Source organism: Massilia glaciei (assembly GCF_003011895.2).
GTDB classification, from domain to species: domain Bacteria; phylum Pseudomonadota; class Gammaproteobacteria; order Burkholderiales; family Burkholderiaceae_D; genus Telluria_A; species Telluria_A glaciei.
On sequence record NZ_PXWF02000235.1, the window covers coordinates 17,616 to 43,794 of the forward strand.

At 68.6% G+C, this 26,179-nt stretch carries 25 protein-coding genes; 15 read left to right on the top strand and 10 right to left on the bottom strand.

Annotation, left to right across the window (positions count from 1 at the left end):
- Positions 1 to 897 (top strand): polysaccharide deacetylase family protein, encoded by an 897-nt coding sequence (locus tag C7C56_RS14425; protein WP_106758073.1) that lies wholly within the window; start codon positions 1 to 3, stop codon positions 895 to 897.
- On the opposite strand, the gene C7C56_RS14430 is transcribed toward C7C56_RS14425, so the two are convergent.
- The 4 genes from C7C56_RS14430 to C7C56_RS14445 are packed head-to-tail and all read right to left on the bottom strand — an operon-like array spanning position 881 to position 6,366.
- The gene (locus tag C7C56_RS14430; RefSeq protein ID WP_106758074.1) at positions 881 to 1,693 is read right to left on the bottom strand and encodes a class I SAM-dependent methyltransferase; all 813 of its coding nucleotides are present in this window, start codon (positions 1,691 to 1,693) and stop codon (positions 881 to 883) included. The genes C7C56_RS14425 and C7C56_RS14430 overlap by 17 nt on opposite strands.
- On the bottom strand, positions 1,668 to 3,512 hold the full coding sequence (locus tag C7C56_RS14435) for an asparagine synthetase B family protein (protein WP_106758075.1): 1,845 nt from the start codon (positions 3,510 to 3,512) through the stop codon (positions 1,668 to 1,670). The genes C7C56_RS14430 and C7C56_RS14435 overlap by 26 nt, the downstream gene beginning before the upstream one ends.
- Entirely contained in the window at positions 3,509 to 4,786 is a 1,278-nt protein-coding gene (locus C7C56_RS14440) for a pyridoxal-dependent decarboxylase, exosortase A system-associated (RefSeq protein WP_229458778.1), read from the bottom strand. Before C7C56_RS14440 ends, C7C56_RS14435 begins: the two co-directional genes overlap by 4 nt.
- Entirely contained in the window at positions 4,783 to 6,366 is a 1,584-nt protein-coding gene (locus C7C56_RS14445; protein ID WP_106758076.1) for an acyl-CoA ligase (AMP-forming), exosortase A system-associated, read from the bottom strand. Before C7C56_RS14445 ends, C7C56_RS14440 begins: the two co-directional genes overlap by 4 nt.
- A 213-nt stretch (positions 6,367 to 6,579) precedes the next feature.
- Between C7C56_RS14445 and C7C56_RS14450 the strand changes: the two genes are divergently transcribed.
- From C7C56_RS14450 to C7C56_RS14485, 8 genes are all read left to right on the top strand, one after another.
- Complete coding sequence (locus C7C56_RS14450) at positions 6,580 to 7,263, top strand: GNAT family N-acetyltransferase (protein WP_229458779.1); 684 nt, start codon at positions 6,580 to 6,582, stop codon at positions 7,261 to 7,263.
- The gene (locus tag C7C56_RS14455; protein ID WP_106758078.1) at positions 7,242 to 7,493 is read left to right on the top strand and encodes an acyl carrier protein; all 252 of its coding nucleotides are present in this window, start codon (positions 7,242 to 7,244) and stop codon (positions 7,491 to 7,493) included. The genes C7C56_RS14450 and C7C56_RS14455 overlap by 22 nt, the downstream gene beginning before the upstream one ends.
- Positions 7,494 to 7,520: 27 nt before the next feature.
- Positions 7,521 to 8,381 (top strand): hydrolase 2, exosortase A system-associated, encoded by an 861-nt coding sequence (locus C7C56_RS14460; RefSeq protein WP_229458780.1) that lies wholly within the window; start codon positions 7,521 to 7,523, stop codon positions 8,379 to 8,381.
- Entirely contained in the window at positions 8,378 to 9,178 is an 801-nt protein-coding gene (locus C7C56_RS14465) for a hydrolase 1, exosortase A system-associated (protein WP_106758080.1), read from the top strand. Before C7C56_RS14460 ends, C7C56_RS14465 begins: the two co-directional genes overlap by 4 nt.
- The gene (locus C7C56_RS14470; protein WP_106758081.1) at positions 9,172 to 10,404 is read left to right on the top strand and encodes a glycosyltransferase; all 1,233 of its coding nucleotides are present in this window, start codon (positions 9,172 to 9,174) and stop codon (positions 10,402 to 10,404) included. The genes C7C56_RS14465 and C7C56_RS14470 overlap by 7 nt, the downstream gene beginning before the upstream one ends.
- Positions 10,401 to 11,012 carry a tetratricopeptide repeat protein gene (locus C7C56_RS14475; protein ID WP_106758082.1) on the top strand — a complete coding sequence of 204 codons (612 nt, stop codon included), beginning with the start codon at positions 10,401 to 10,403 and terminating at the stop codon, positions 11,010 to 11,012. Before C7C56_RS14470 ends, C7C56_RS14475 begins: the two co-directional genes overlap by 4 nt.
- A 120-nt stretch (positions 11,013 to 11,132) precedes the next feature.
- Positions 11,133 to 11,264, top strand: a complete 132-nt coding sequence (locus C7C56_RS29925) for a DinB family protein (protein WP_229458781.1) — start codon at positions 11,133 to 11,135, stop codon at positions 11,262 to 11,264.
- Positions 11,261 to 11,638 carry a VOC family protein gene (locus C7C56_RS14485; RefSeq protein ID WP_106758084.1) on the top strand — a complete coding sequence of 126 codons (378 nt, stop codon included), beginning with the start codon at positions 11,261 to 11,263 and terminating at the stop codon, positions 11,636 to 11,638. Before C7C56_RS29925 ends, C7C56_RS14485 begins: the two co-directional genes overlap by 4 nt.
- Here C7C56_RS14485 and prsR read toward each other — a convergent pair.
- Genes prsR through C7C56_RS14500 form a run of 3 tightly spaced genes read right to left on the bottom strand, consistent with a single transcriptional unit; the run spans position 11,635 to position 16,317 of the window.
- A complete protein-coding gene (prsR, locus tag C7C56_RS14490) occupies positions 11,635 to 12,981 on the bottom strand; it encodes a PEP-CTERM-box response regulator transcription factor (RefSeq protein ID WP_106758085.1) in 1,347 nt (448 codons plus the stop codon). The genes C7C56_RS14485 and prsR overlap by 4 nt on opposite strands.
- Complete coding sequence (prsK, locus tag C7C56_RS14495; protein ID WP_106758086.1) at positions 12,953 to 14,959, bottom strand: XrtA/PEP-CTERM system histidine kinase PrsK; 2,007 nt, start codon at positions 14,957 to 14,959, stop codon at positions 12,953 to 12,955. The genes prsR and prsK overlap by 29 nt, the downstream gene beginning before the upstream one ends.
- On the bottom strand, positions 14,959 to 16,317 hold the full coding sequence (locus C7C56_RS14500) for a TIGR03013 family XrtA/PEP-CTERM system glycosyltransferase (RefSeq protein ID WP_229458782.1): 1,359 nt from the start codon (positions 16,315 to 16,317) through the stop codon (positions 14,959 to 14,961). Before C7C56_RS14500 ends, prsK begins: the two co-directional genes overlap by 1 nt.
- Positions 16,318 to 16,532: 215 nt before the next feature.
- Between C7C56_RS14500 and nadB the strand changes: the two genes are divergently transcribed.
- The 6 genes from nadB (at position 16,533) to C7C56_RS14530 (ending at position 22,108) form a co-directional block, all read left to right on the top strand.
- Positions 16,533 to 18,161: an L-aspartate oxidase gene (nadB, locus tag C7C56_RS14505; RefSeq protein ID WP_106758088.1), complete on the top strand. Its 1,629-nt coding sequence runs from the start codon at positions 16,533 to 16,535 to the stop codon at positions 18,159 to 18,161.
- Positions 18,162 to 18,346: 185 nt separating this feature from the next.
- Positions 18,347 to 19,240 (top strand): DMT family transporter, encoded by an 894-nt coding sequence (locus C7C56_RS14510; RefSeq protein ID WP_106758089.1) that lies wholly within the window; start codon positions 18,347 to 18,349, stop codon positions 19,238 to 19,240.
- A 63-nt stretch (positions 19,241 to 19,303) separates the two neighbouring features.
- A complete protein-coding gene (locus tag C7C56_RS14515; protein WP_106758090.1) occupies positions 19,304 to 20,152 on the top strand; it encodes an NAD-dependent protein deacetylase in 849 nt (282 codons plus the stop codon).
- A 96-nt stretch (positions 20,153 to 20,248) separates the two neighbouring features.
- Positions 20,249 to 21,298, top strand: coding sequence for an alpha/beta fold hydrolase (locus tag C7C56_RS14520; RefSeq protein WP_229458783.1), 1,050 nt, complete (start codon positions 20,249 to 20,251; stop codon positions 21,296 to 21,298).
- A gap of 57 nt (positions 21,299 to 21,355) precedes the next feature.
- On the top strand, positions 21,356 to 21,877 hold the full coding sequence (locus tag C7C56_RS14525) for a lipocalin family protein (RefSeq protein ID WP_106758091.1): 522 nt from the start codon (positions 21,356 to 21,358) through the stop codon (positions 21,875 to 21,877).
- Between the two features lie 48 nt (positions 21,878 to 21,925).
- Positions 21,926 to 22,108: a hypothetical protein gene (locus C7C56_RS14530; protein WP_106758092.1), complete on the top strand. Its 183-nt coding sequence runs from the start codon at positions 21,926 to 21,928 to the stop codon at positions 22,106 to 22,108.
- A 257-nt stretch (positions 22,109 to 22,365) separates the two neighbouring features.
- Here the strand turns inward: C7C56_RS14530 and nadC are convergent, their stop codons facing one another.
- From nadC to C7C56_RS14545, 3 genes are all read right to left on the bottom strand, one after another.
- Positions 22,366 to 23,235, bottom strand: a complete 870-nt coding sequence (nadC, locus tag C7C56_RS14535) for a carboxylating nicotinate-nucleotide diphosphorylase (protein WP_106758093.1) — start codon at positions 23,233 to 23,235, stop codon at positions 22,366 to 22,368.
- Positions 23,232 to 24,377 (bottom strand): quinolinate synthase NadA, encoded by a 1,146-nt coding sequence (nadA, locus tag C7C56_RS14540; protein WP_106758094.1) that lies wholly within the window; start codon positions 24,375 to 24,377, stop codon positions 23,232 to 23,234. Before nadA ends, nadC begins: the two co-directional genes overlap by 4 nt.
- Positions 24,378 to 24,576: 199 nt before the next feature.
- Positions 24,577 to 26,175 carry an ABC-F family ATPase gene (locus C7C56_RS14545; RefSeq protein WP_106758095.1) on the bottom strand — a complete coding sequence of 533 codons (1,599 nt, stop codon included), beginning with the start codon at positions 26,173 to 26,175 and terminating at the stop codon, positions 24,577 to 24,579.
- Between the last annotated feature and the right edge of the window lie 4 nt (positions 26,176 to 26,179).

Here is a 26,179-nt window from a genome sequence, read left to right on the forward strand (position 1 = left end):
ATGCAAATCCCGCTCTCGATCCTGATCTACCACCGGGTGCTGGCCCGGCCCGACCCGCTGTTTCCCGAGGAGGTCGACGCGCGCCGCTTCGAGCAGCACCTGCGCCTGCTGGGGCGCTGGTTCCACCTGCTGCCGCTGGCCGAGGCGGTGCGCCGCCTGCGCGAGCGCACCCTGCCCAGCCGCGCCGCCTGCATCACCTTCGACGACGGCTACGCCGACAACGCCGAGGTGGCGCTGCCGATCCTGCAGCGGCTGCGGGTGCCGGCCACGTTCTTCATCGCCAGCGGCTTCCTCGACGGCGGCTGCATGTGGAACGACGCCGTCATCGAGGTGGTGCGCAACGCGCCGGGGGGGCGCCTGAACCTCTCGCGCAGCGGCTTCGGCAGCTTCGACATCAGCTGCCCGCAGCGCCGCCGCGCCGTCATCGACACCCTGATCAACGCCCTCAAGTACCTTCCCACCGATGAGCGCGAGGCGCGCGTGCGGTCGATGGCGCGCCGCTTCGCGCCCACCATGCTCAGCTCCGACCAGGTGATCGCGCTGCACCGAGCCGGCATGGAGATCGGCGCGCACACGGTCAACCACCCGATCCTGACCAAGATCTCGAACGCGGACGCGCGGCGCGAGATCGGCAACAGCCGCGCGCGCCTCGAGGAGATCATCCAGGCGCCGGTGCGCCTGTTCGCCTACCCCAACGGCAAGCCGGGACGGGACTTCGAGAAGCGCCACGCCAACATGCTGCGCACCCAGGGCTTCGAGGCCGCCGTCACCACCACCTGGGGCGCCGCGCGCGCCGACACCGACCCGTTCGAGCTGCCCCGCTTCACGCCGTGGGACCGCGGCAGCAGCCGCTTCCTGCTGCGCATGGGCGGCAACCTGTTCATGCCGGCCGCTTGAACGCCAGCAGCGCCGTGCAGGGGGTCAGCACATGGGCGCAAAAGCGCAGCGGCGGCAGCGCCCGTAGCAGCGCAAAGGCGGGCCGCTGGAAGCGGCGCAGGCGCCGCGGGTCGATCATGTCGAAACGGTCCAGGCTGTCCATGCCGTGGCGCGCTAGGTCGGCGCGCAGCCCGTAGTAGGTGAACCAGTTGAGCGCCGGGTAGGTCGCATGGCCGGCCAGCGAGGGCCGCGTGGTGCGCGCCAGCCGCACGCAGCGGCGCTTGAGCCAGCCCGGATACCACGCGTACAGCGGCAGTGCGAACGCGTCCTGCAGCGGGCAAAGCTTGTTGTTGGTGCTCAGATACAGCGCGCCGCCGGGCCTTAGCACGCGCGCCATTTCGGCCAGGCAGGCGCGCCAGTCGTCGACATGCTCGAGCAGGCCGGGCGCGAGGCACAGGTCCATCGAGCGCTCGGGCCACGGCAGCGCAGTGGCCGAGGCGAGCTCGAAGCGGATCTCCTGCCCCGCCTCGAGCGCGCGCCGGCGCGCCAGCGTGATCAGCGCGGCGTTGATGTCGGCGCCGGCCACCCGGTGCCCTGCGGAGGCCCACAGGCGGCTCTGGGTGCCGGCGCCGCAGCCGATGTCGGCCACGTTGAGCGGGCGCGTCGGCGCGCCCAGCGCGCGCATCACGGCCGCCTGGATCGCCGCGAAGCGCTCGAGCGCCGCCACGCCCGCGCTCTGGGCCTCGCAGCGGTCGTAGAAATCGGCGTGGCCGCCGGTGTTCCAGCCGGGCTCACTGCCTGCAGGTTCGCGGTTCATGGCCCGTCCTCGTTTGTGTCGACGCGGCCGGGCCGCCGTGGCGCCGCTGCGCGTGCCATTGCTCGAGCATCATGAGCACCCAGACCATGGTGCCGTGGTAGGCCGGATGCTCGGCCACCTTGTGCGAGAGCAGCTCGTCGACGAAGTCGGCGCGCACGATGTGGCGCCCTTTGAGATCGCTCAGGCTGTCGTAGGCCAGCGCCCGCAGCCGATCGTCCGTCTGCAGCCAGTGCCCGAACGGCAGGCCGAAGCCGTGCTTCTTCTTGTTGATCACCGCGCGCGGCAGGGTCTCGCGCAGGGCCTGCTTGAAGAAGTGGCGCAGCTTGGTGCCCTTGAGCTTGTCGCAGGGCCGCAGCCGCGCCGAAAAAGCCACCACCGCGTCGCCCAGGAGCGGAAACGCGGCCTCCACGCCTGCCAGCTCGCACGCGCGGTTCACCTTGGGCAGGTCGTTGTCGGCCAGGGTGTACTGCATGTCGAGCGCGAGCATCTGGTTGAGCTGGCTGCAGCCGGCCGTCTGCCAGTACCAGCGGGTGAGCGCGTCGAGCGGCGCGCTCGGGTCGATCTGGGCGAACAGCTCCGGATCGAGCACGTTTTTGCCGCCGTAGCACTGCAGCAGGTTGTAGGTCTCGAGCCGCGCCGGCAGCGGCACCAGGGCCTGCTCGACATAGCTGCGCGCCTTGTTGACCAGGCCGATGTCGAGCCGCCCGCCGAGCCGGAACAGCAGCGGCTCGATCAGCAGCTGGCGCAGCGCCGACGGGATCTTCTCGTAGAGCGCGAACAGGGCCTGGCGCGCGTAGCGCTCGTTGCCGCCGAAAAGCTCGTCGCCGCCGTCGCCGCCGAGCAGGCGCAGCACGCCGTCGTCGCGCGCCATCTGTGCGCAATAATAGGCGGGGACGGCCGATGCGTTGCCGAACGGCTGGTCGAACACGGCGGCGATGCGCGGCACCGCCTCGGCCACGTCGCCGGCGCCCACGTAGCGCTCGTGGTGGTCGAGGTCGAAGTGGCGCGCCACCAGGCGCGCGTAGTCGAGTTCGTCGTAGCCGGGCACGTCGAAGCCGATCGAATAGGTGCGCGCGCGGTTGCCGCCGGCCTGCCCGAGCATGGCCGCGATGGTCGAGCTGTCGGTGCCGCCGCTGAGGAAGGCGCCGGCGCCCTGCCCGCCCAGGCTGGCGCGCACCGAGGCGCGCACGGTGTCGAGGAATTCGTCCTTGAGCTGGGCGAAGCCGAGCGTCTCGCGCTCGTGGAACTGGATCTTCCAGTAGCGCCCGCGCTCGAGCCGGCCGCTGCGGAAATGCACGTACTCGCCCGGCTGCAGGCGCCGCTGGCCCTTGTAGATCGAATCGGGGCTGGGCACGTTGTGGAAGTACAGGTAGTTGTAGATGGCCTGCGCGCTGATGTCGCGGCACACCCCCGGATGCTGGATCAGCGAGTCGGCCGACGAGGCGAACACCAGCGTGCGCCCGACCAGCTGGTAGCACAGGGGCCGGGTGCCGCTGCGGTCGATCGCGAGGAAGGCCTCGCCGCGCCGCTCGTCGAGGATGGCGAAGGCGAACGCGCCGGTCAACGCCGCGCAGGCCTGGGCGCCGTGGCTGCGCCAGAGCTGCGCCAGGCCGTCGACGCGCTCGCCCCACATCGCGATCAGGAGCCCGTCCTCGTGGTACATGCGGGCGCAGTCGGGGCCGGCCGCCAGCGCCACCGAGCCGGCCGAATGGGTCGCGGTGCGCAGCGGGGCGTTGTCGAAGCGCCACAGCGGCGCCGCCATCTGGCTGATCGGCAGCGCCGCCGGCTCGCGCGAGAACCAGCCGCACAGGCCGCTCATACGAGCACCTCGGGCGGCGCCGGGTGCCCGAGGAAGGCGGTGGGGCTGGCCGAGAGGCCGTAGGCGCCCGACTGGAACACGACCACCAGGTCGCCGGCCTCGGCGCGCGCCATCTCGAGGTTGTCGGCCAGCAGGTCGAGCGGGGTGCACAGCGGGCCGACCACGCTGACGCGCTCGCGCGCGTCGCCGCGCATCTTGTTGCCGATGGCGACCGGGTAGTTCTTGCGGATGACCTGGCCGAAATTGCCCGACGCGGCCAGGTGGTGGTGCAGGCCGCCGTCGGTGATCAGGAACACCTTGCCGCGCGAGCTCTTGCGCTCGAGCACGCGGCACACGTAGAGGCCCGCCTCGGCCACCAGGAAGCGGCCCAGCTCGACCACCAGTTCGGTCTGCGGCGACTCCCACTCGAGCAGCGCCTGCGCCGCCTGCAGCGAGGCGCCGAGCGCGCCCAGCTCGAGCGCGCGCTCGCCGGGAAAATACGGCACCCCGAAGCCGCCGCCGATGTTGAGCGTGCGCAGCGGCGAAGGCGCCGCGCGCGCCAGCCGCAGCGCCAGCCGCACGCTTTTCTCCTGCGCCTCGGCCAGCGCGGCGGCCGACAGGTTCTGGGCGCCGCTGAAGATGTGCAGGCCCTCGAAGTCGAGCCCGAGCTGGCCGGCGCGGCGCAGCAGCTCGGGCACCGCCTCAGCGTCGGTGCCGAACTGGCGCGCGCCGCCCCCCATCTTCATGCCCGCGTGTTTGAGTTCGAAGTCCGGATTGACCCGCAGCGCCACCCGCGGCGTGCGCCCGAGCCGCTCCCCGGCCAGCGCCACGCGCTCGAGCTCCTGCCCCGATTCGACGTTGACCAGCACGCCGGCGGCGACCGCGCGGCGCAATTCGGGGTCGGATTTTCCGGGCCCGGCGAAGCTGATGCGCGATGGCGAAATGGTGGTGTCGAGCGCGCCCTGAAGCTCGCCGCCCGAGGCGACGTCGATGCCGTCGACCAGATCGGCCATCAGCGCCAACAGGGCCGGCATCGGATTGGCCTTCATCGCGTAGTGCAGGCGCAGGCCGGCCGGCAGCGCTGCGCGCAGGGCGGCCACGCGCCGCCTGATGGAGGCCCGCTCGTAGGCGTAGAACGGGGTGCGTCCGACCCGCTCGGCGAGCATGGTCAGGTCCATGCCGCCGATCTGGAGGCAGTCCGCGTGCACCGCGAAGCCGTCCATGGGCGCGTGCGCGGGCGCGGCCACGGGCGCGCCCGCGCACGCCCCAATCATGTCGTCGAGGGCCGCGCTCATGGCGTTCCCCAGGCCAGCCGGTGGGCCAGTTCCTGGCCCAACAGGCGGCGGTCGATCTTGCCGTTGGGGTTGCGCGGCAGCGGCCCGGGCGACAGTTCGACCATCGCCGGCACCATGTAGCCGGGCAGCGCCGCGCGGCAGGCCGTCAGCAGCGCGGCGACGTCGACCTCGGCGCCGGCGCGCGGCGTCGCGAACAGCGCGATGACCTGCCCCAGCACCGGATGCGGCACGCCCAGCGCGGCCGCCTCGGCCACCAGGCCGCTCGCGTACACGACCTCCTCGACCTCGGTCGGGCTGACCCGGTAGCCGGAGGTCTTGATCATCTCGTCGGTGCGCCCGATGAAATACAAATACCCCTCGGCGTCGGCGCGCACGGTGTCGCCCGACCACACCGCCAGCTCGGGCAGCGCCAGGCCGGGCGCAGCCGGCAGCGGCCGGAAGCGCTCGGCGGTGCGCGCCGGGTCGTTCCAGTAGCCCAGCGCGACCAGCGGGCCGCGGTGCACCAGCTCGCCAGGCTCGCCGACCCCGCACGCGCTGCCGTCGGGCTTGAGCACCAGCACCTCGGCGTTCGGTATCGCACGTCCGATCGAATCGGGGCGCAGCGCGAGCTGATCGGGCGGCAGGTAGGTCGAGCGGAACGCCTCGGTCAGGCCGTACATGAGGAACACGCTGGCGCGCGGCATTTCCCGGCGCAGCGCGTCGAGCGTGGCGCGCGGCATGGCGCCGCCCGAATTGGTGATGTAGCGCAGCGTCCCGGCGCCGCGCCAGTCGAGCTGCGCGAGCTGGATCCACAGCGGCGGCACGGCGGCCAGGCCGGTGATGCGCCCATGCGCGACCTGCGAGACGATGTCGTTGGGGAGCAGGTAGTTCATGAGCACCGCGCAGGCGCCGCTGGCGAAGGCGGTGGTGAGTTGGCTCAGTCCATAGTCGAAGCTAAGCGGCAGCACCGCCAGTATGCGGTCCCGCTCCGTGTTGCCGAGGTAGCCCGAGACGCTCTGCGCGCCGGCCACCAGGTTGCGGTGCGACAGCACCACGCCTTTCGGCTTGCCGGTGCTGCCCGAGGTGTACATCAGGGCGGCCATGTCGGTGTCGATGCAGCGGTGGCGCGCGCCCTGGCCGTCGCGCATCAGCGCGTCCCAGGCGTGGACGGCGACCGAAGGCAGCGCCGCCGGCGCCGGCGCGTCCGCGCCGGTGACGATCACGTGGCGCAGGTCGGGGCAGCCCGGCAGCGCGGCCGCCAGGCCGGCCAGCCGCCCCGGCGAGGTCACGAGCACGCGCGCGCCGCTGTCTTGCAAGATGTAGGCGACCTGCTCGGGCCGCAGTTGCGGATTGACCGGCACGAACACGGCGCCGGCTGCGCTCGCGCCGAACAGCGCCGCCACCGCCTCCTCGCGCTTTTCGAGGTACACGGCGACGCGCTCGAGCCGCCTGACGCCGAGCCCGAGCAGGCCGTGCGCGGCGGCGCCGACGCGCTGCGCCAGTTCCATATATGACAGGCAGGCGCCGTCGCCGCCCAGGGCTTGCGCCCCGGGCGTGCCGCGCGCGCGTTCGGTGATGAACTCATCGATGAGTTGAACCATGGTTTCCCCAAGTTGCGTACGCGAAATGGCTGCGCGGGCAGCGCCGGACGGCACAGCCAAAGTCAGATGATTGAGAAAAAGCGGGGCCGCCTCATTGATTTTTGTCAACCTTCAGGGCGGCATCCGCCCCCTTGCGGCTTATCAACATGGGGCAATTTTTGGGGTGTCTAATTGACACGATTGCGCAATCAAGGAATCGGGATGAAAAGTCGCGTGCATCAGACAGTAAGGCAGATCGGCTGGTACAACGGTGCCTGGTACGCGCTTTCCGTTTTGTTTTTCCGGCTCAGCGGCGGACGCTGGCAGGTCTTCAAATACCGGTTCATGGCGCAGGCGGTGGCGCGCGAACCGCTGTGCCGCGGGCGCGGGCGCGCGATCGAGGTGCGCGAACTGGGCGCCGGCGAGACCCCGGCCGCGATGGCCCGCCCCGCCGCCGTGCTGGCGCAGCGCTACGCCCAGGGCGCGCGCTGCCTGGGCGCCTTCCGCGCCGGCGAGCTGCTCGGATTTTTATGGTTCACGCTCGCGCCGTACCAGGAGGACGAGGTGCGCGCGCGCTTCATGCCGGCGCCCGCGCGCGCCGGCTGGGACTTCGACGTCCAGGTGCTGCGCGAGCACCAGCTCGGCTTCGCGTTCGCGCGCCTGTGGGACACGGCCAACGGCCTGCTCGCCGCGCGCGGCGTGCGCTGGTCGTGCAGCCGCATATCGGCCTTCAACGCGGCCTCGCTGGCGGCCCACAGGCGGCTCGGCGCGCTTGAGCTGGGCGGCGCCGTGTTCATCTGCTGCGGCAGCTGGCAATGGATGGCCGCCACAATTTCGCCCTACGTGCACCTGTCGCGCGGACCGGCCTCGTTCCCCCATCTGAGACTGGAGCCGCCATGCAGCACCTCGACCACGTAAAACGCATCCTCGCCGACGCGCTGGGCATCGACACGGCCGGTTTCGACGCCGCTTCGGCCCTGATGGGCAGCGTGCCCGAACTCGACTCGATGGCCGTGATCGGCCTGATCGCCGCGCTCGAGGACCAGTTCGGGATCGACGTCGGGGACGACGAAATCTGCGCCCGCCACTTCGCCACGGTGGGATCGCTGGCCGCCTTTGTGCAAGAGAAGCTGACCTCGCTCACCTGAAGCGTTGTTTCGAACCGGAGACCGATCATGAACCCAACGATGTCGTCCACGCCGCACGTGGAGCCGTTTTTCTTCGATTCGGAGCCGGGCACCCGTTTCAGCCTGTACCACGCGCCCAACGCGCAGGTGGCCGCGCGCGGCGCGATCCTGTACGTCCACCCGTTCGCCGAAGAGCTCAACAAGTCGCGCCGGATGGCGGCGCTGCAGGCGCGCGCCTTCGCCGCGATGGGCTTCGCGGTGCTGCAGATCGACCTGTTCGGCTGCGGCGACAGCTGCGGCGACTTCAGCGCGGCGCGCTGGGAGCTCTGGCGGCGCGACCTCGGCGTCGCCCACCAGTGGCTCACCAAGCGCAACGGCGGCCCGGTCCACCTGTGGGGCCTGCGCCTGGGCGGCCTGCTCGCGCTCGACTACGCGTGCACCACGCAGGTGGCCGGCATCATCCTGTGGCAGCCCTACCTGAGCGGGCGCACCTGCATCAACCAGTTCCTGCGCCTGCGCATGGCCGCCTACATGCTCGACGAGGACCCCGCCATGGAGCAGCTGGCGGCGGGCGGCAACGCGGCGCTGCGCGCCGAGCTGACCGCGCGCGGCACCATCGAGGTGGCCGGCTACGAGGTCTCGGCCGAACTGGTGCGCTCGATCGACGCGATCGACGCGGCCAACCTGAGGCTGCCGCCATGCACCGTGCACTGGTTCGCCTGCGGCGCGCCGGCGACCGAAAAACTGGCGGCCGCCGCCCAGCGCCTGGCCGCCTGCTGGGCCCCTGGCGGCGTGGCGCTGCACTACCATCCGGTGGCCGGCGCGCCGTTCTGGAGCACGGCCGAGATCGCCGAATGCCCGGCCCTGCTGGCCGCCACCTGTGCCGTGTTCGCGCGGGAGTCGAAATGAACGTCGTTCAAAGGGCGCTGCGCTTCTTCTGCCAGGGGTACGGCCTGGTCGGCATCGTCGACGTGCCCGAGCGCCCGCTCGCGCGCGGCGTCCTGATCGTCACCGGCGGCCCCCAGTACCGGGTCGGCAGCCACCGCCAATTCACCCTGTTGGCGCGCACGCTGTCGGCGCGCGGCGTGCCGGTGATGCGCTTCGACCAGCGCGGCATGGGCGACAGCGAGGGCGATCCGCGCAGCTTCGACACCATCAACGACGACATCGGGGCGGCCGTGAAAGAATATTTCAGACAGGTGCCAGAAATGAAAGAATTGGTCATCTGGGGCCTGTGCGACGGCGCCACCGCCGCCGTGTTCTACGCCGTCACCGACGCGCGTGTGCGCGGGCTGGTGCTGGTCAACCCGTGGGTCCGCTCGCCCGAGGGCGCCGCCCGCGTCAACCTGCGCCACTACTACCTGGGGCGGCTGGGCGAGCGCGAGTTTTGGAAAAAGGTCGCCACCGGAAATTTCGATTTCGGCGCCAGCGCCGCCTCGCTGAGCCAGCAGATCCGGCTCGCCAGCACCGAACGCTCGGTCTCACTGCCGCAGCGCGTGAGCGACACGCTGGCCGGCTATGGCGGCCAGGTGCTGGTGGTGCTCAGCGGAGACGACCTGAGCGCGCGCGAGTTCTCCGACCTCATGGCCGAGACCGAGCTGCCGGTGCGGCGCGTCGACATCGCCGGCGCCAACCACACCTTCGCCTGCCGCAAGTGGCGCGACGAGGTGGCCGACATCAGCGCCAACTGGGTCATCTCATGGTGAAGCGCGTGCTCATGATCGCGTTCCACTATCCGCCGATGCGGGGCGGCAGCGGCATCCAGCGCACCCTCACCTTCGCGCGCGGCCTGCCGCGCCACGGCTGGGAGCCGCTGGTGCTGTCGGTCAACCCGCGCGCCTACCTCGCCACCGGCGACGACCAACTGGCCGAGGGCGGCTGCACCGTGCAGCGCAGCTTCTCGCTCGACGCCGGGCGCGACCTCGCCGTCAGGGGGCGCTACCCCGGGCTGCTCGCGCTGCCCGACCGCTGGTCGAGCTGGTGGCTAAGCGCGGTGCCGGCGGCGCTGCGCATGATCCGGCGCCACCGGCCCAGCGCGATCTGGAGCACCTACCCGATCGCCACCGCGCACCTGGTGGGGCTGAGCGTGCAGCGCATGAGCGGCTTGCCATGGGTGGCCGACCAGCGCGATCCGATGATCGAGGACGGCTACCCGGCCGATCCGCGCACGCGCCGCCTGCACTGCTGGATCGAGTCGCGCGCGGTGGCCCGCGGCGCGGCCGTGGTGTGCACCACCCCCGGCGCGCTGGCGGCCTGCCGCGCGCGCTTTCCGGCGGCGCCCGAGGCGCGCTTCGAGCTGATCGAGAACGGCTACAACGAGGACAGCTTCGCGCCGGCGCCGCAGCAGGCGCGGGCCGGCGCCCCCTTCACGCTGCTGCACAGCGGGCTGGTCTATCCGAGCGAGCGCGACCCCGGCGCGCTGTTCTGCGCGCTCGCGACGCTACGCGACGCGGGCCGCATCGCGCCCGGCACGCTGCGCGTGCTGCTGCGCGCCAGCGGACACGACGAAGTACTGATGCCCATGATCGCGCGCCACCGGCTCGGGGGCATCGTCGAGCTCGGGGGCGCGCTGCCGTACCGCGAGGCGCTGGCCGAAATGCAGGCGGCCGACGGCCTGCTGCTGCTGCAGGCGGCCAACTGCAACGCCCAGATCCCGGCCAAGCTGTACGAATACCTGCGCGCGCGGCGCCCGATCCTGGCCCTGACCGACGCCGCCGGCGACACTGCGGGCAAACTGCGCGCCTGCGGCATCGACACCATCGCCGCGCTCGACTCGGCCAACGCCATCGCGCCCGCGTTGCTGCTCTTCATGCGCCTGGCCGGCGGCGGCGCGGCGCCGGTCGCCAGTGCCGCCATCGTCGCCGCCCAGTCGCGCGCGGCCCGGACCGCCGAACTGGCACAGCTGTTCGACCGCATCACGGTGGCATCATGATCCTCGCTTTGATCCTGGGCGGCGCGGTGGGCGCGACCTGCGGGCCCCTGGTGGCCAACGAAGCCGGCGGCGACTACACCAACGCCGCCGACAGCGGCAAGCTGGCCGTGGTCGAGTCGTTCCACTTCACGGCCGAGGTCGAGGCGCTGCGGCGCGGCGTCTCCGACGGCCTTGGCGCCGACATCGGCTACACGCTCGAGCGCTTCCCCAACCACCACCGCGCGCTGGCCGCGATGGCGCGGCTGAGCCAGCGCGAAAAGCGGCCCAAACCGGCGGGGGCGCGCCATTCGGTCGATTGCTACTTCGACCGGGCCATGCGTTTCGCGCCGGGAGACGCCGCCGTGCGCACCATCTACGGCAGCTACCTGCTGACCATGGGGCGCGCCGAGCCGGCGCTCGATCAGATGCGCGAAGCCCTGCGGCTCGACCCGGCCAACGCCACCACGCATTACAACCTCGGCCTTCTGCTGCTCAAGAAGAAGGACTTCGAACAGGCCCGCAAGCACGCGCACGAGGCCTACCGGCGCGGTTTCCCCCTGCAGGGCTTGAAGAACAAGCTGGTGCAGGCGGGCCAGTGGAAAGCCGACGAACCGGCCCGGCAATTGTGATATATAATTTAATCCCCCCGCGACTGGGCGGCGTCGATCGCCGACGACCACCTTGGCGTCATACTCAACTACACAAACAGCGGGGGCGTTGTCGGCGACAGGCGGTTTTTCAGCCTCATCATGCTTTTCTTCAAGCACCAAACCCACCACCGCGGCCAGCTGTCGACCATGCTTTCCCAGGCCGGCCACGAGGTCGGCGTCACCGACCTGCTGGCGCTCATCCCGAACCAGGCCAGGAGCGGCACAGTATGATCGACCACACCGGCGTTGTCGTCTCCGACATCGAAAGAAGAAAAGCGTTTTACCTGGCGGCGTTCGAACCGATCGGCTACGCGATGCTGCTCGAGATCGCCGCCTCGGTCACCGGGCATGCCGATGTCGCCGGCTTCGGCGAGGCGCCCAAGCCCGACTTCTGGATCAGCTCGGGAAGTCCGAACAAGCCGCCGGTCCACGTCGCCATCCGGGTCGCCCAACGCTTGATGGTAGACGCGCTCCACCACGCCGCCGGCGGCGCGGACAACGGCGCGCCCGGCCCGCGCCCGCACCACCACCCGAATTGCCACGGCGGCTTCGTGCGCGGCCCTGACGGGCACGACATCGAAGCGGCGTGCCACGAACCAGCTTAGGTCTTTATGCCGTGATGGTTCATCAGGTCGTACAGGGTGGGCCGGCTCACGCCGAGCAGCTCGGCCGCCTTGACGATGTTGGCGTCGGCCCGCGCCAGCGCCATCACCATGACCTTGTATTCGGCAGCGTCGCGCACCTGGCGCAGGTTCAGCGTCGCCTCCGACTGGGCCAGCGGCAGCCCGAGGTCGGCCGCGCCGATCTGCGGGCCGTCCGACATGATCACCGCGCGCTTGATGCAGTTCTCCATTTCGCGCACGTTGCCCGGCCAGCCGTACTGCTCGATGGCCAACAGCGCCTCCTCGTTGAAGCCCATCGAAGGCCGGCCCTCGGCGGCGCAGAAGCGGTTCTTGAAGTAGTGCGCCAGCAGCGCGCAGTCGCCCACGCGCTCGCGCAAGGGGGCGATCGCGAGCACGATTTCGCTGAGCCGGTAGAACAGGTCCTCGCGGAAGCGCCCCTGCCGCACCAGCTCGCGCAGGTCCTGATGGGTGGCGCACACGATGCGCACGTCGATCGGTATCTCGGTGCGCCCGCCCACCCGTTCGATGACGCGCTCCTGCAAAAAGCGCAGCAGCTTGGCCTGCAGCGCCATCGCCATGTCGCCGATCTCATCGAGGAAGAAGGTGCCGCCGTTGGCCATCTCGATCTTGCCCAGGGTCTGCTGGCCGGCGCCGGTGAAGGCGCCCTTCTCGTGGCCGAACAGTTCGCTCTCGAGCAGCGTCTCCGGAATCGCGGCGCAGTTGATCGCCACGAAGCGCTTGTCCTGGCGCCCGCTCATCTTGTGCAGCGCGCGCGCGATCAACTCCTTGCCGCTGCCGGAGTCGCCCAGCAGCATGACGGTGGCCGACGACGGCGCCACCTTCTCGACGCTGCGGCACAGGCGCAGCATGCCGGGGTCGCGCGTGATGAAGCCGGCCAGCGGCGAATCCGCCTCGATCTGCAGCATGCGCCGGTTCTCCTGCTGCATCGCGTGCAGGTAGAAGGCGCGTTCGACCACCAGGGCCAGCATTTCGGGCTCGCACGGCTTCTGGTGGAAGTCGTAGGCGCCCATCGCGATCGCTTTGAGGGCGTGCGCGCGCTCCTGGTTGCCCGACAATATGATCACCTTGGTCTCGGGCGCATGCTGGAGCATCTGCTGCAGCGTGGCCAGGCCTTCGGCCGCGCCTTCCGGGTCGGGCGGCAGACCCAAGTCCATCGTCACCACCGCCGGCTGGTGGCGCCGCATCTGCGCCAGCGCCGTCTCGCGGTCGCCGGCCACCACCACCTCGTAGGCGTCAAAGCTCCAGCGCAGCTGCTTTTGCAGGCCCGGGTCGTCCTCAATGACCAGCAACTTCTTCTTGCCCATCGAGTGCCTCCCTCATGTCGTGCAGCGGTAAGATCACACGGAACGTCGTGCCCTCCGACTCGGCGCTGGCCACCTGCAGCTCGCCGCCAAGTTCGCGAATGTATTCACGGCTCTCGAACACGCCGATGCCCATGCCGGCCGTCTTGGTCGTCACAAAAGGCTTGAACAGGCCCTCGCGCATGAAGCCGGCGCTCATGCCCAGGCCCGTGTCGGCCACCTCGACGACGGCGCAGTCGCCCTCGCGCAGCAGGCGCACCGCCACCTCGCCATGGCGCGAGGTGGCCTCGATCGCGTTCTGGATCAGGTGCCCGAGGACGCGCTCGAGCCGGCCCCGGTGCGCCAGCACGAACAGGGCCGGATCGCGCACCACCAGCGCCGGGCGCGGCTCGGCCAGCGACTTGGCCTCCACCGCCTGCTCGAGCAGGCGCGCGAGGCGTTGCGGCTGCGAGGCGTCGTCCGGGTCGCCGCGGCCCAACTTTTGCAGCAATGTCTGCATCTTGCGCACCGAGTGGTCGAGCGTGCCAAGCACGTCGGCCTGGAACTCCGGATTGTGTTTATGCTTGTCGGCGTTGGCCAGCAGCAGCGAGAACTGGCACACCAGGTTCTTCAGGTCGTGCACGATGAAGGTCGACACGCGGTTGAAGGACTCGAACTGGCGCGCCACCAAAAGGCTGTTGAGCGATTCGCGGTGCGCCAGATAACTGGCGGCCTGGCTGCCGGCGATCTTGAGCACGTCGGTGACCTCCCAGTTGAGCGCGAGCGGCGCGCGCGGACGCGCCAGCGCGACCAGCCCGAACAGGCGTCCGTGCAGGGTCAGGGGCACCACCACCCACAAATCGGGCACCGCCAGCAGCGCGCCCGGAAGCGGCGGATGCGGATTGGCGCGCGCCTCGCCGGCCGCGTCGACGACCCACTGGCGCGATTCGATGAAGGCGAAAAAATCGCCGTTGACATCGACCCCCTGCGACTGCGATGGCATGTTCCAGGCGCCCGCCGCCTCGCACATGTCGCCGTCGCGCCGCAGCCACAGGGCGCCGGCCGGGCTCTCGACCAGCCCCGCCACGGCAGCGATGGCGCGCAAGTTGAGGTCGGGGCCATCCTCGGACAGCACCCGCGTGAAGCGCCACCACTCCTCGCGGTAGTCGAAGCGGCTGGTGTACAGGTGCTTGTTGATCATCACCTTCAGGCGCGCGCGCAAGGCGCCCGAGAACAGCACCCCGGCCAGCACGATGCAGGCGCCGCACAGGAACGCGAACTGCATGACGCGGCCCCAGTCGCCGCCGATGAAGCGCAGGTAGTAGGCGCTCAGCGCCATCGCCAGCAGGTAGATGGCCGAGCCGATCAGGGCGGCCGAGTGGAACATGAGCCGGCGCGAGAGCGCCATGCCGCTGGCCCAGGCCGGGTTGCGCGCGGCCGAAACGGCCAAGAGCGGCACGGTGAGCGCGTTGGCGATGCCGCGCGCGGCGTCGATTTCGGGGTTGATCCGGCTAAACAGCGCGGCGTCGCTGTAGAGGAAAAAATCGTAGCCGAACAAGGCGCCGACGCCGATGCAGGCGAACTTGATGGCCCAGCGCTCGGCCACCGGCGTGTTGCGGTAGAGCTGCTCGACGAGCAGCATGCCGAGCACCGACAGCATCAGGCGCGCGCCGATGACCGCCATCGGCGGGCCGCCGCCCAGGCTGGCCGCGCCCAGCGCCAGGATCAGGCCGAGGCAGAGCTTCCAGCGCGCGCGCGCCGGCCCGATCAGCATCAGCAGCAGCGCCGCCCACCCGCAGGTGCGCACCGTTTCGAGCGGCGCGCCGGCGATGGCGCCCAGGCCCGAGGCCAGCGCGCCGCTCCACAACGCGCTGACCAGGCAGGCCAGCGCCAGCGCGGCGGCGTGCACGCGCGCGCGCCAGCGTCCGGCCAGCACCAAAAACAGCATCAGGAAACCGAGGGCGGCAATGCCATGGCTGAAACCGAGGACGACGGCCTGCATCAGCGGCTGCCCTTGCCGAACACGACCACCTGCACGGTGTCGATCAGGATCAGCAGATCGAGGAACAGGCTGTTGTTCTTGACGTAGTAAAGGTCGTACTGCAGTTTCTCGATGGCGTCGCCGACCGAGGCGCCGTACTGGTAGCGCACCTGCGCCAGCCCCGTCACGCCCGGCTTGATGCTGTGGCGCACGTTGTAGTAGGGCACTTCGGCATTGAGCTGCTCGACGAAATAGGCGCGCTCGGGGCGCGGCCCGACGAAACTCATGTCGCCCCTGAGGACATTGAGCATCTGCGGCAACTCGTCGATGCGCAATTTGCGGATCAGGCGCCCGACGCGCGTGACGCGCGGATCGTTGGCCGAGGCCCAGGTCGGCGTGCCACCCTTTTCGGCGTCGCGCCGCATGCTGCGGAACTTGAGCACCTTGAAGATGCGCCCGTTGCGCCCCACCCGCTCCTGCTGGTAGAACACGGGCGCGCCGTCCTCGCACGCGATGCAGGCGGCGGTGACGAGCATCACGGGCGCGGTGGCGATGGTGATGAAGGTGCTCGCGAGCAGATCGAAGATGCGCTTCGAGCTCGCGCGCAGGAAGCTCTGGTCGAAGCCGCCGCCGAAAATCAGATAGCTCGGCTGGAGCGAATCGATGCGGATCTGGCAGGCCTCGCGCTCGAAGAAGGTGGCCGCGTCGACCACCTTGACGCCGCCGAGCGCGCATTCGAGCAATTGGCGGTTCGGAAAAAAGCTGCTGCGCCGGTTCGACACCGTGACCACGATCTCGCTGGCCTCGTATTTTTGCGCCATGACCAGCAGCGTCTCGCCGAGCGGGAGCAGGTCGGCCTCGGCCACGCAGTTCTCCTCGCCCGGAATCGGCACGCAACCGACCACATTGAACTGGTGGAGGCCGAATTTGCTGCCGGCCAGGTCGATGCACTCGCGCGCGAGCGCCCCGCTGCCGATGAAAATGACGCGCGCCTCGAGCAGCGCCGACTCGGCCGACTTGAACACCACCAGCCGCGTGAGCACCACGCCGGCCGCGCCGAGGGCGAAGATGACGCTGCTGATGCCGCGGCCGAAATAGAACTCGGGCCGGATCGCGATCAGCGCGCTGAGCAGCCCGAAGCCGAGCGCGAACGAGGGCATGATGCGGATCAGGGTGGTGCGGATGCCCTCCTTCGCGCTATGCTGGTACATGCCGAGCGCGCTCATGCTGAAGATGATGACGAGCGCGAAGGTGAGCGAGGACAGATACAAATTGTCGGCCCGAAACCTCCCCTGTGCGTCCGAGACCCACAGCGCCGACGCCAGGCTGGCCGAGGCGAGCAGCATCAGCAACTCCAGAAGCAGCAGGATGAACGCCATTTTTGAAACATAATGATTAAAAATGCGTATCACGGCCCCTCCGCAAAGTCACGCCTGTCCCGTGCGCAAGCGCAGGAACGACGACTTCATCATGGATGACTATTGCAAAACAGTCATTGATTGGCGACAAGCGGCCACGGCCGTTTAAGCCTTCGCGGACATTCCCATTGCAAATAGACTATAGTGATGCCTCCTTACAAAACAATATTCATGCCATGAAATTTGACGTCGCTATTGTCGGCAGCGGCCTGGCCGGATTGTCGGTCGCCCTGCACCTGGCGCAAACGCGCACCGTCGCCATCATCTCCAAGCGGGCGCTGCTCGACGGGGCGAGCAACTGGGCCCAGGGCGGCATCGCCGCCGTGCTCGATTCAAGCGACAGCCACGCCGAGCACATCAACGACACCCTGGTCGCCGGCGGCGGCCTGTGCGACGAGGCGGCCACGCGCTACATCGTCGAGCACGGGCGCGAGGCGATCGAATGGCTGATCGAGCAGGGCGTGCCGTTCACGCGCGACCCGAGCGCCGAGATGGGATTCCACCTGACGCGCGAGGGCGGGCACAGCGCGCGCCGGATCATCCACGCGGCCGACGCCACCGGCCACGCGGTGCAGGTCACGCTCGAACAGAAGGTGCGCGCGCACCCGAACATCAGCCTGTTCGAGCACCACTGCGCGATCGACGTGATCACCTCCGACAAACTGGCCGGCGGCAAGGTGCACGCGGGCGCGCCGCACAGCCCGAGCCAGCCGCGCTGTTGCGGCCTGTACGTGCAGAATGTGAAAAGCGGCGAGGTGCTCACCTTCGAGGCCGAGCACACCGTCATGGCCACCGGCGGCGCCGGCAAGGTCTACCTGTACACCACCAATCCCGACACCGCCACCGGCGACGGCATCGCGATGGCCTGGCGCGCCGGCTGCCGCGTCTCGAACATGGAGTTCATCCAGTTCCATCCGACCTGCCTGTACCACCCGTACGCCAAATCGTTCCTGATCACCGAGGCGATCCGCGGCGAGGGCGGCCTGCTCAAGCTGCCGCCCGAGGCGGGCGCGGCGGCCGGCACCCGCTTCATGCCGATGTACGACGAGCGCGGCGAACTGGCCCCGCGCGACGTGGTCGCGCGCGCGATCGACTTCGAGATGAAGAAGCGCGGGCTCGACTACGTGCAGCTCGACATCAGCCACCAGAGCGCCGAATTCCTCATCGAACACTTCCCGACGATCTACGCGCGCTGCCTCGAGCTCGGCATCGACATCACGAAGGAGCCGATTCCCGTGGTGCCGGCGGTGCATTTCACGTGCGGCGGCATCGTCACCGACCTCGACGGGCGCACCGACATCCCCGGCCTGTACGCGGTCGGCGAGACGGCCTGCACGGGGTTGCACGGCGCCAACCGGCTGGCCAGCAACTCGCTGCTCGAATGCCTCGTGATCGGGCGCGCGTGCGCGCACTACATCGCCGGCGAGGCGCGCGCCGAGACGCCGGCGCTGCCGGCCTGGGACGAGAGCCGGGTCACCAACGCCGACGAGGAGGTGGTGATCGCCCACAACTGGGACGAGTTGCGCCGCTTCATGTGGAACTACGTGGGGATCGTGCGCACGACCAAGCGGCTCGAGCGGGCCCAGCACCGGATCGCGCTGCTCAAGGAGGAGATCGACGAGTACTACCGCAACTTCCGCATCACGCACGACCTGCTCGAGTTGCGCAACCTGGTCGACGTCGCCTCGCTGATCGTCACGAGCGCGTTGTCGCGCCACGAAAGCCGCGGCCTGCACTTCAGCCGCGACTACCCGGACACGCTGCCGAAGGCGCTGCCCAGCGTGCTGACCCCGCCGCGCCGCTAGTTTCCCAAGCCCCCGATTGCAAACATTTAACAATCGGGGTCAGACCCCGATAGCGGAACATTGCGACGCGAACATGCGGCGCAGAGCGCGTACAAGTGCGCCCGCGAAACATTTCGCAACCGGGGTCTGACCCCGATTGTGAACATTTAACGATTTTGCTTGGGCCACGATTGAGAAACGTTTCATTGACGCCGTCGACGGTCCTGCTGCTGACTGTGCCGCCCTTGCTGTGGGCGGGCAACGCCGTCGTCGGCCGCCTCGTGCGCGACGCCGTCTCGCCGATGACCCTGAACCTGCTGCGCTGGTCGCTCGCGCTGCTGATCCTGCTCCCGCTCGGACGCGCGCTGCTGCGTCCGGGCAGCGGTTGGCTGACCCACTGGCGCCGCCTCTGCATGCTGGGCCTGCTCAGCATCGGCCTCTACAACTCGCTCCAATACCTGGCGCTGCGAACCTCCACACCCATCAACGTCACGCTCGTCGCGGCCGGCATGCCGGTCTGGATGCTGCTCGTCGGCGCGCTGTTCTTCGGCGCCGGCATTGGCCGCAGGCAGGTGCTCGGCGCCCTGCTCTCCGTCGCCGGCGTGCTGCTCGTGCTGTGCCGTGGCGACTGGCAACAATTGCTCGCGCTGCGCCTCGTCGCCGGCGACCTGTACATGATCCTGGCCACCATCTCATTCTCGTTCTACAGCTGGATGCTGGCCGGGACGCGCGAGCCGCAACAGATCCGCGCCGACTGGGCCGCCTTCCTGCTGGCGCAGGTCGGCTACGGGGTGCTGTGGTCGGGCCTGTTCACGGGCGCCGAATGGGCGGCCGGCTCCGCCCACGTCGAGTGGAGCTGGGCGCTGGCGGCCGCGTTGTTGTATGTGGCCGTCGGCCCGGCCGTGATCGCCATGGGCTGCTGGGGCGAGGGCGTGCGCCGCGCCGGCCCCGGCACCGGTGCCTTCTTCACGAATCTGACCCCGCTGTTCGCCGCCCTCATGTCCTCGGCCTTCCTCGGCGAATTGCCCCACCTTTACCATATGCTCGCGTTCGCCATGATCGTGGCCGGGATCGCCGCCTCCGCCCCGCGCGCCACGTAGCGATCCGGGATGGCTGCGGCATCGGCGCGCCGGTGATACGATCGAGCATCGCGGAGGAAGACAATGCTTGATCGCTCAGACGGAATCGACGGGGTGCAAAGACTGGCCGCCTTTCTCGGACGCCACCGGCAGGTGCTGGTATTGACCGGCGCCGGCCTGAGCACGGCGTCGGGCATCCCCGATTACCGCGACAGGGACGGCGCGCGGCGCGGCGCGGCGCCGATCCAGGGCCCCGACTTCCGCCGGCACGCGGCGGTGCGCAAGCGCTACTGGGCGCGCAGCATGGTCGGCTGGCCCCTGCTCGAGCAGGCCCGGCCGAACGCGGGCCACCACGCGCTGGCCGAACTCGAATCCGACGGCGCGATCGCCTCGCTGATCACCCAGAACGTCGACGGCCTGCACCAGCGCGCCGGCAGCGTCAGCCTGACCGAGCTGCACGGCAACATCCACGCCGTGGTCTGCCTCGATTGCCATGCGCAATTCCCGCGCGCCTTCGTCCAGACCCAGCTCGAGCGCGCCAATCCGGCGCCGGCGGGCACCGGCGCCCTGCCCGCGCCCGACGGCGACGCCCAGCTCGAACCGGGGGCGCTCGACGATTTCAACGTGCCAGATTGCATCTATTGCGCCGGCACGCTCAAGCCCGACGTCGTGTTTTTCGGCGACGGCGTGCCAGCCGACCGCACCGCCCGCGCGCTGGCTCAGATCGAGCGCGCCGACGCGCTGCTGGTGGTCGGTTCCTCGCTGGCCGTGTTCTCGGGTTTCCGCTTCTGCCGCATGGCGGCGGCCTCGGGCAAGCCGATCGCGGCCGTCAATCTGGGCTGGACGCGCGCCGACGACCTGCTTGAACTCAAGCTCGCGGCCGGCGCCGAGGACGTGTTGCCGATGCTCGCGCGCGTCATGCGCGCGCATTAGCGTTTTCGCAAAGCCCGGTCGCGGCGCGTCGTCGCGCGCGAACTTCAAAAACCCCGGCATGGTCATACCTGAGTGAGCAATTTCAGGAGTGAGATCGTGGCCAAGGCAGCGCGCATCAGCAATTCGTCCCCCGCCCGGCGCGGCGTCGCCACGCCCCTTCTTATAGGCGCCGCCGCGCTTGGCGCGGCGTTCCTGGTCGTGCGCAGGCAAACCGCCAAGGCCGAGCGCAACAATCCCCCCCGGGGCAAGTTCATCGAGGTCGACGGCGTCCGCCTGCACTATCTCGAATTCGGGCGGGGGCCCGCGCTTGTGCTCCTCCACGGCAACGGCGTGCTCGCCAATGATTTCGAGCTCTGCGGCCTGGTCGAACGCGCCGCCCGGAAATACCGCGTGATCCTCTTCGACCGCCCCGGCTACGGCTACAGCGAGCGGCCGCGCAGCACCATCTGGACCCCGGTCGCGCAAGCCAATCTGCTGCACAAGGCGCTCGGGCAAATCGGGGTCGAGGCCCCCATCGTGCTCGGCCACTCATGGGGCACGCTGGTCGCCGTCGCGATGGCGATCGCGCAACCGGCCCACGTGCGCGGCCTCGTGCTGCTTTCGGGCTACTACTTCCCGACACTGCGGCTCGACGTTCCCCTGCTGGCACAACCGGCGATCCCGATCATCGGCGACCTGATGCGCTTCACGCTGTCGCCGCTGGTGGGGCGGCTCATGTGGCCGTCCGTGATCAAGAAGATGTTCGGCCCGCTGTCGTTGCCAGAACGGTTCCGCCGCCTGCCCGTGTGGATGGTGCTGCGCCCGTCGCAGTTGCGCGCCAGCGCCGCCGAGGCGGCGATGATGGTGCCAGCCGCCATGATGCTCAAGAAGCACTATCCGGAACTGGCCGTACCCGTGAAAATCATCGCCGGCGAACAGGATCGCGTGGCCGACGCCGGGCACCAGTCGGGCCGCCTGCACGAGCAAGTCCCGGGCAGCGATCTGCACCTCGAGCCGGGCACGGGCCACATGATCCACTACGCCACGCCCGACGACATCATCGCCGCCATCGACGAACTGTCGTCGCAGGCCGGCCCGCCCGAAGCGCCGCCCCCGTTCCAGCCGGGCCGCGCCCAACAGATGGCCCAAGCGGCGTCGGGGGCGTAGCAATATGGCGCTTTCAGCTACACTGGTGCGAGCTCAACAAAAGGCAGGCGCACCCCAATGAAAAAACTGATCATCTTGTTCGCCCTGCTGCTCGGGGCATGTGTTTCCAAGCCGGACAACATCACCCCGGTCAAGAATTTTGAAACGGCTAAATACCTTGGCAAATGGTACGAGATCGCCCGGCTCGACCATTCCTTCGAGCGCGGCCTGAGCCAGGTAACGGCCGAGTACAGCCTGCGCGAAGACGGCGGCCTGAAGGTACTCAACCGCGGCTACAAGGCCGAAGATTCAAAATGGAAAGACGCGAGCGGCAAGGCCTACTTCGTCGACCAGGCCGACGTGGGTTATCTCAAGGTCTCTTTTTTCGGCCCGTTCTACGGCGCCTACGTCATCTTCGACCTCGACCACGAAAACTACAGCTATTCGCTCGTCAGCGGACCCGACAAATCGTATCTGTGGCTGCTCTCGCGCACCCCCACCATGGACCCGGTAACACAGCAAAGGCTGGTCGCCAAGGCGCAGGCGCTCGGTTTCGAAACCAGCAAGCTTATATTTGTCGACCAGCGGGTGCAAAAGTGATAGATGCGATATCGAAATAGGAGATCAGGGAAGTCCCGGCCTCAGGGCATGCTTTACCCCGTCACCAAGCTCGGGCCTGCTGGTCGCCTGCGCGATGTCGGTGTTGTCGATGGCGTTCTGTGCGGTGCTGGCGTTGCTCCAGCGGACGCACGCATCCTAAGCGGCCTTGCCAACCGTGCCGTCGGCGCGGCGGTCTACCACGCCCTGATGCCAACCGTGCTCGGCTTCTAACCCTGGTACCAGGGGCCCGTCAAAGCTTAGTGGCGGCTAGACTGCACTACTCACAGCGATCCACCCCGTGGCGGGATTGTTGTAGGGGGCGTGCTGGGCGAGGTGATTGAAACAAGGCACTGGATCGGCGTCGCATCACCGATCTTGGAATCATTGTCGGTTCGCGCGCTCCGGCGGGCAAGGCGCCGCCAACAAGCCCGCCGCAAGCCGGGCCGCGGCATGATCATATCGCCGCGGCCACAGCCGTGCCCGGGAATTTAGCCGACAATGCGCAGCGAGTAATCCGTCGCGCGCACGTCCTTGGTCAGGGCACCGACCGAGATCCGGTCGACCCCGGTCTCGGCGATCGCGCGCACGCTGTCCATGTTCACGCCGCCGGACGCCTCGAGCAGCGCGCGTCCCGCGTTGAGAGCGACCGCCTCGCGCATCAGCGCAAGGCTGAAGTTATCGAGCAGCACCGAGGTCGCGCCGGCGGCCAGCGCTTCGCCCAATTGCTCAAGGTTCTCGACCTCGACCTGGATCGAGACGCCGGCGTCGAGGGCCTGCGCCGCCCGCACCGCCAAGGTCACGCCGCCCGCAGCGGCGATATGGTTTTCTTTGATGAGGATGCCGTCATACAGCGCGAGGCGCTGGTTCTTCCCGCCGCCGACCCGCACCGCGTACTTTTGCGCGAGCCGCAGGCCCGGCAGGGTCTTGCGCGTGTCCAGGATGGCCGCCTTGGTGCCGGCGATGACGTCGACATACTTGCGCGTGGCCGTCGCGACCCCTGACAGCAATTGCAAAAAATTGAGCGCGCTGCGTTCGGCCGTGAGCAAGGCGCGCGGCCCGCCCTTGATCATGCAAACGACGGTGTCGGCCTGCATCAGCTCGCCCTCGGCGTAGCGCCAGTCGATCTCGACCTGCTGGTCGAGCGCGCCCATGACGGCTTCAAACCACGGCGCGCCGCACAGCACGGCCTCCTCGCGCACGAGCACGCGCGCACTCACGACCGTGTCGTTGGGCACCAGCTTGCCCGTCAGGTCGCCGTTGCCGACATCCTCGAGCAAGGCGGCCAGCAGATTGCCCTCGAACGCCTTTTGCAACGCGGCGTCGAAATCCTTATGGGGATTGCGTAAATTGGTGATCATGCTGGCCCCACTCCCGAAAACAAGGTCGCTTCCTTCTCGAGCCCGCCGGACGGCAGGGCCTTGGCTTTTTTGGCGGCGGCGAAATCGAGCATGCGGTCGATCGCGCGCACGGCCAGCCTGCCCACCTCGGGGTCGACGTGGATCTCGTTCGCGCCGGCGTTGCCGATGCCTTCGAGCACGTCGGCCAGGTTCTGCAGGCCGTTCATCGCCATCCACGGGCAATGCGCGCAGCTCTTGCAGGTCGCGCTGTTGCCGGCGGTGGGCGCCTCGATGAAGCGTTTGCCGGGCGCTGCCGCGCGCATCTTGTGCAGGATGCCGTTGTCGGTGGCCACGATGAAGGTCGTCGCGGCCATCGACACGGCCGCGTTGATCAGTTGCGTGGTCGAGCCGACCACGTCGGCCAGCGCCACCACATTGGCCGGCGACTCCGGGTGCACCAGCACCCTCGCTTCGGGATGCTCGGCCTTGAGCAGGTCGAGTTCAATGCCCTTGAACTCGTCGTGCACGATGCACGAACCCTGCCACAGCAACATGTCGGCGCCGGTTTTCTTCTGGATGTAGGAACCCAGATGCTTGTCCGGCGCCCACAGGATTTTTTTGCCCTGCGCGTGCAGGTGGGCCACGATGTCGAGGCCGATCGACGAGGTCACCATCCAGTCGGCGCGCGCCTTGACGGCCGCGCTTGTGTTGGCGTACACGACCACGGTGCGGTCGGGATGGGCGTCGCAGAACGCGGCGAACTCGTCGGCCGGGCAGCCAAGGTCGAGCGAACAGGTCGCGTCCAGGTCCGGCATCAGGATGGTCTTCTCCGGGCTGAGGATCTTGGCGGTCTCGCCCATGAAACGCACGCCGGCCACGACCAGCGTCTTGGCCGGGTGGTCGCGCCCGAAACGGGCCATCTCGAGCGAGTCCGAGACGCAGCCGCCGGTCTCCTCGGCCAGGTCCTGCAGCTCGCCGTCGACATAATAGTGCGCCACGAGCACGGCCCCGCGCTCCTTGAGCAGGCGCCGGATGCGCTCCTTGAGGACCGTTTTTTCGGCCGCCGAGGGCGCCGCCGGCGCGCGCGCCCAGGCTTTGGCGGTGCAACTGCCATCGCCCTCGGGACGCTCGTACTCGACGGGCATGATTGGTAGGATTTTCATGGGCAGCCTGTCTCGTCTAAAAGGTGGATGTTGCGGGAATCAGAGGCTGAGAGTTTTTCGGGCGTGTCCGAGCAGCGCGCCAGAAAGCGGCAGATCGAGGCGCAAAGCACAGCCATAGCGGGCTATGGCGAGCATTTGCAACGACGAACTGGCGCTTTCTGGCGTGCTGAGCGGGCATGATCGAAAGACTCTCAGCCTCTTAGTCGATGCCCTGGCTCTTCAGATAGTCTTCGTAGTTGCCGCGGAAGTCGACGATTTCATTTTCCTTGATCTCGAGCACGCGCGTGGCCAGCGAGGAGACGAATTCGCGGTCGTGCGAGACGAAGATCAGCGTGCCGGCGTATTTTTCAAGCGCGATGTTGAGCGACTCGATCGATTCCATGTCCATGTGGTTGGTCGGCTCGTCCATGAGCAGCACGTTGTGGCGGCCGAGCATCAGCTTGCCGTACATCATGCGGCCCTTTTCGCCGCCCGAGAGCACATTGACGGACTTCTTGACGTCATCTCCGCCGAACAGCAGGCGTCCGAGGATCGAACGCACGGCCTGGTCGTCGCCGCCCTCCTTGGTCCAGCGGCCGATCCAGTCGGTCAGCACCAGGTCGGTTGCGAACTCTTCGGTTGGATCTTGCGGCATATAGCCGACGTTGGCGTTCTCGGCCCACTTGACGCGCCCGCTGTCGGGCTGCAGGCCGCACAGATCGCCGCCGATCGAACGTAGCAGCGTGGTCTTGCCGGCGCCGTTGGCGCCGATGATGGCCACCCGCTCGCCGGCCTCGACCATGATGTTGAAGTTCTTGAACAACTGGCGGTCGTATTTCTTCGAGATACCCTCGACCTCGACGGCCAGACGGTGCAGCTTCTTCTCGCCGTCGAAGCGGACGAACGGATAGGCGCGTGAGGACGGCTTGATGTCGTCGACCTTGATCTTCTCGATCTGCTTGGCGCGCGAGGTCGCCTGGCGCGCCTTCGACTTGTTGGCGGCGAAGCGGCGCACGAAGTCTTGCAGCTCGGCCACTTTTTCCTTGGCCTTGGCGTTGTTCGACAGTTGCTGGTTGCGCGCCTGGGTCGAGGCGAACATGTACTCGTCGTAGTTGCCCGGATAGATCTTGAGCGTGCCGTAGTCCATGTCGGCCACGTGGGTGCAGACCTGGTTGAGGAAGTGGCGGTCGTGGGAGATGATGATCATGGTCGAATCGCGCTCGTTGAGCACGTCCTCGAGCCAGCGGATGGTGTTGATGTCGAGGTTGTTGGTCGGCTCGTCGAGCAGCAGGATGTCCGGGTTCGAGAACAGGGCCTGGGCCAGCAGCACGCGCAGCTTCCAGCCCGGCGCGACCGCGCTCATGAGGCCTTGGTGCTGGTCGATCGACACGCCCGCGCCGAGCAGCAATTCGCCCGCGCGCGCCTCGGCCGAGTAGCCGTCGTACTCGGCGACCTTGCTCTCGAGCTCGGCCGCGTGCATGTAGTCGTCGTCGGTCGCCTCGGGATTGGCGTAGATGGCGTCGCGCTCGGAGATGGCGTTCCACAACTCGGTGTGGCCCATCATGACGACGTCGAGCACGCGGCGGTCCTCGAAGCCGAACTGGTCCTGGCGCAACTTGCCCAGCCGTTCGTTGGGGTCGAGCATCACGGTGCCGCCCGACGGGTCGAGGTCGCCGCCGAGGATTTTCATGAAGGTCGACTTGCCGCAACCGTTGGCGCCGATCAGGCCATAGCGGTTGCCGTCGCCAAACTTGACCGAGATGTTCTCGAACAGTGGTTTGGCGCCAAATTGCATTGTGATGTTTGCGGTAGATAACACGGAC

Excerpts from the sequence above, each read along its gene's own strand:
- C7C56_RS14435 (WP_106758075.1), bottom strand. The coding sequence starts at position 3,512 with ATGAGCGGCCTGTGCGGCTGGTTCTCGCGCGAGCCGGCGGCGCTGCCG.
- C7C56_RS14460 (WP_229458780.1), top strand. The coding sequence starts at position 7,521 with ATGAACCCAACGATGTCGTCCACGCCGCACGTGGAGCCGTTTTTCTTC.
- prsK (WP_106758086.1), bottom strand. The coding sequence starts at position 14,959 with ATGCAGGCCGTCGTCCTCGGTTTCAGCCATGGCATTGCCGCCCTCGGT.
- C7C56_RS14470 (WP_106758081.1), top strand. The coding sequence starts at position 9,172 with ATGGTGAAGCGCGTGCTCATGATCGCGTTCCACTATCCGCCGATGCGG.
- C7C56_RS29925 (WP_229458781.1), top strand. The coding sequence starts at position 11,133 with ATGCTTTTCTTCAAGCACCAAACCCACCACCGCGGCCAGCTGTCGACC.
- prsR (WP_106758085.1), bottom strand. The coding sequence starts at position 12,981 with ATGGGCAAGAAGAAGTTGCTGGTCATTGAGGACGACCCGGGCCTGCAA.
- nadA (WP_106758094.1), bottom strand. The coding sequence starts at position 24,377 with ATGAAAATCCTACCAATCATGCCCGTCGAGTACGAGCGTCCCGAGGGC.
- C7C56_RS14530 (WP_106758092.1), top strand. The coding sequence starts at position 21,926 with ATGCTTTACCCCGTCACCAAGCTCGGGCCTGCTGGTCGCCTGCGCGAT.
- C7C56_RS14445 (WP_106758076.1), bottom strand. The coding sequence starts at position 6,366 with ATGGTTCAACTCATCGATGAGTTCATCACCGAACGCGCGCGCGGCACG.
- C7C56_RS14455 (WP_106758078.1), top strand. The coding sequence starts at position 7,242 with ATGCAGCACCTCGACCACGTAAAACGCATCCTCGCCGACGCGCTGGGC.
- C7C56_RS14475 (WP_106758082.1), top strand. The coding sequence starts at position 10,401 with ATGATCCTCGCTTTGATCCTGGGCGGCGCGGTGGGCGCGACCTGCGGG.
- C7C56_RS14515 (WP_106758090.1), top strand. The coding sequence starts at position 19,304 with ATGCTTGATCGCTCAGACGGAATCGACGGGGTGCAAAGACTGGCCGCC.
- nadB (WP_106758088.1), top strand. The coding sequence starts at position 16,533 with ATGAAATTTGACGTCGCTATTGTCGGCAGCGGCCTGGCCGGATTGTCG.
- C7C56_RS14440 (WP_229458778.1), bottom strand. The coding sequence starts at position 4,786 with ATGAGCGCGGCCCTCGACGACATGATTGGGGCGTGCGCGGGCGCGCCC.
- C7C56_RS14500 (WP_229458782.1), bottom strand. The coding sequence starts at position 16,317 with ATGGCGTTCATCCTGCTGCTTCTGGAGTTGCTGATGCTGCTCGCCTCG.
- C7C56_RS14465 (WP_106758080.1), top strand. The coding sequence starts at position 8,378 with ATGAACGTCGTTCAAAGGGCGCTGCGCTTCTTCTGCCAGGGGTACGGC.
- C7C56_RS14425 (WP_106758073.1), top strand. The coding sequence starts at position 1 with ATGCAAATCCCGCTCTCGATCCTGATCTACCACCGGGTGCTGGCCCGG.
- C7C56_RS14485 (WP_106758084.1), top strand. The coding sequence starts at position 11,261 with ATGATCGACCACACCGGCGTTGTCGTCTCCGACATCGAAAGAAGAAAA.
- C7C56_RS14430 (WP_106758074.1), bottom strand. The coding sequence starts at position 1,693 with ATGAACCGCGAACCTGCAGGCAGTGAGCCCGGCTGGAACACCGGCGGC.
- nadC (WP_106758093.1), bottom strand. The coding sequence starts at position 23,235 with ATGATCACCAATTTACGCAATCCCCATAAGGATTTCGACGCCGCGTTG.
- C7C56_RS14525 (WP_106758091.1), top strand. The coding sequence starts at position 21,356 with ATGAAAAAACTGATCATCTTGTTCGCCCTGCTGCTCGGGGCATGTGTT.